Raw genomic sequence first — 2,819 nt, 5'->3', positions numbered from 1 at the left:
TTGGGCAGACTGACCTCGGGCGTGATGTCGTCAAAGCTCACCTCAACGGCAAGGCCGCAGTCCAGTTCCTCGTTGTCGCAGCCGATCACCTGACTGACGATCTGCAAGCCTTCCTCAAGGCTGATCAGGGCCACGTTATACGGAATGTCCCCGGCAAAGCCCTCGTGCCAGCACTGATAGTACACGCCGTAGGAATAGATCGTGCCCCGGCCGCTCAGCCTCACCCAGTCCTGGTTGGCGCTCAGGCAGTTGGTGCACACCGGGCCGGGCGGCAGATGGGTATAGCCGCAGGCGCGGCAGCGTTGGGCCACAAACTCGTGGCGCTTGGCCGCCTGCCAGTACGGCGCGTTCCATTTTTCAATGACGGGCAGGGGTTTGGTGTAGTCGGCCACGCTTTACCTCCGCAGAATCAGGGCGCCGGCGTGCTCGCGCAATCCGCCGGTGTAGGTACACATGATCCGCTCGACCGCCTGGATTTGCCGCGGGCCGCACTCGCCCCGCAACTGGCGTACCGCGTCGCAGGTGTTCTGCCAGCCGACCATATACGTCTCGGACAGCTGGCCGCCGTTGACGTTGAGCGGCAGCTCGCCGCCCAGGCCGATCCGGCCGCCCTGTATCCAGCGGCCGGCCTCGCCGCGCGGACAAAAGCCGTAGTTTTCCAGGGCGGCGATCACGGCCGGGCTGTAGGCGTCCTGCACGTACAGCGCCTGGATGTCGTTCACGCTCATGTCGGCCATGCCGAAGACCATCCTGGCTGCGGCCTCCTGCTGAAAGCTCTGCATGACCAGGTCGGGCGTCTCGTAGGCCCGGAAGGCTTCCTGGCGACCCATGCCACGGATGAATACCGGCGGTTTCTTGAGGTCTGCGGCTCGCTCGGGGGTGGTCAGAATGAAGGCATGCCCACCGTCGGTGATGTAGCAGTAGTCGAACATGCGCAGCGGCCACACGATGTAGCGGGCGTTCAGGTAGTCGTCGAGGCTCAGCGGGGTTTTTTGCGCCGCCTTGGGGTTGAGCCCAGCGTGCCGGCGCTGGTTGATGGCAATCGTCGCCAGCTGCTCCTCGGTCGTGCCGTACAGATGCATGTGCCGTCGAAAGGCGAAGGCGAACGGCCCGGAGGGATTGAAGCCGCCGTAGGGAGCGTGCTCTTCGAGCAAGGCTCCGCCAAAGCGGTTGCGGTTGGTTTTCTGGTTTGTGCCGTAGACCAGCAGGATGTAGTTGGCCATGCCGGCGTTGAGCAGCAGGGCGGCGTGCTGGATCAGGTAGCAGCCGGTTGCCCCGGAGGCCTCGACCGCACCGCCGACCCTGGGATTCAGGCCGAGCATCAGACCGACTTTGAGATAATCGCCCTGGCGGCCGTAGCTGGGTTGGACGAACAGGCCGTCGATATCGTCCTTGTTGAGCCCGCAGTCCTCAAGGGCGGCCCGGGCCGCGTCAATGGCCAGCTCGTCGCCGGTTTTGTCCGGCACCGAGCCCTGCGGGGTGTCGCCGACGCCGACAATACACACCCGGTCCCGTAGCTCAGGCAGCCCCATAGGCTCCCTCCTTGTGTCTGGCCGGAGCTATACAAAACCTCAGACCCGGATGCAAGCGAGGCAACTGGCCGGCAGGCGGGCTTGACGCTGTGAGCCCGGACGGGTTTAAGAAGCACGACAAGGAGGACGCGGGTGAAAACAATGATTCAGATGGTTCCGTCCATGCCGGTCAGCTCCAACGCCGAGCGTAAACGGCTCCGACCGGTCGGGCGCAGTGTTGAGAAGTATGCCGAGATCATCGACGGCATGGTCGATATCGTCAAAGCGGCCGATAGCCTGGGCTACTGGGGCATGAGCTTCATCGAGCACCACTTTCATTCCGAGGGCTTTGAGATGCTGCCCTGCCCGGGCATCATGAACGCCTGGCTGGGGCCGTATGCCACCCGCATGCGGATGGGCCAGTTGGGCTACGTGATGGGCACCCATAACCCTCTGCGGGTAGCCGAAGAGACCGCGCTGCTGGACCACATTTTGAAGGGCCGCTTTTTTGTCGGCTTTGCCCGTGGCTACCAGGCGCGCTGGGTGCGCACCCTGGGCCAGGCGTATGAATCGCTGCCGACGCTGTCGAACCGGGAGTCGCCCGAGCAGGCCGAGGCCGACGAGAACAATCAGCAGATCTTTCGCGAGATGGTCACGATCGTCAAGAAAGCCTGGACGCAGCAGAGCTTTGCCCACGACGGGGCGTATTTCAAAGTGCCCTATCCGGCCAGCGGCATTGAGAATTATCCGGCCTATCCCTGCGCCCAGGAGTATGGCGCGCCGGGCGAGATTGACGAACACAACCGGGTGCGTCAGATCAGCGTCGTCCCGGCACCCTACCAGCGCCCCCACCCGCCGGTGTTCATCAGCTCGTCGGGCAGCGCCGAGTCGGCCCGCTGGTCGGGCCAGGAAGGCTTCACCTGCTGTTATTTCGCGCCCATGCAGGGCGCCCGGGCCCAAGATGTGGCCTATCGTGAGGGTGCGGCCGAGGCCGGCAAGACCCTCGGTCCGGGTCAGGGCCAGGGCTTGCTGCGTTTCCTGTTCATCGGCAAGACGCGGGACGAGGCGTATGAGAAGGTGGACAAGACGATTGTGCCGTTTTTCTCACAGTTCGCGGTCCATTTCTTCCCGGTCCTGCTGGCCGAGGGCCAGGGCTCGATGCTCGAGCGGGTGATGAACACCGGCCTGATTGTGGCCGGCACGGTGGACGAGGTGAAACGCCAGCTCGACGAGATCGACACCGAGATTCCGTTCGAGTATTTTTCCCTGGGCGCCTACAACGGCCTGGAGCCGCAGGCCCAACTGATA

Annotated in this window: 3 protein-coding genes; 1 reads left to right on the top strand and 2 read right to left on the bottom strand. The window is 63.9% G+C overall.

Annotated features, from left to right (window positions below; all coding sequences use genetic code 11):
- A partial coding sequence (locus J4F42_19520) for an OB-fold domain-containing protein (protein MCE2487708.1) occupies positions 1-392 on the bottom strand: 392 nt, incomplete at its 3' end.
- 3 nt (positions 393-395) lie between these two features.
- Positions 396-1,532 carry a thiolase family protein gene (locus J4F42_19515; protein ID MCE2487707.1) on the bottom strand — a complete coding sequence of 379 codons (1,137 nt, stop codon included), beginning with the start codon at positions 1,530-1,532 and terminating at the stop codon, positions 396-398.
- Between the two features lie 132 nt (positions 1,533-1,664).
- On the opposite strand from J4F42_19515, the gene J4F42_19510 reads away from it, so the two are divergent.
- Positions 1,665-2,819, top strand: a 1,155-nt coding sequence (locus J4F42_19510; GenBank protein ID MCE2487706.1) for an LLM class flavin-dependent oxidoreductase, incomplete at its 3' end; no start/stop codon positions are given.

The sequence above is a fragment of the Desulfurellaceae bacterium genome, from assembly GCA_021296095.1.
Classification (GTDB): Bacteria; Desulfobacterota; Binatia; order Bin18; family Bin18; genus JAAXHF01.
The sequence above is the reverse complement of the archived record's forward strand: the minus strand, read 5'-3'. Positions and strand labels throughout refer to the sequence as shown.

Coding starts and splice junctions, on each gene's coding strand:
- J4F42_19515 (MCE2487707.1), bottom strand. CDS start 1,532: ATGGGGCTGCCTGAGCTACGGGACCGGGTGTGTATTGTCGGCGTCGGC.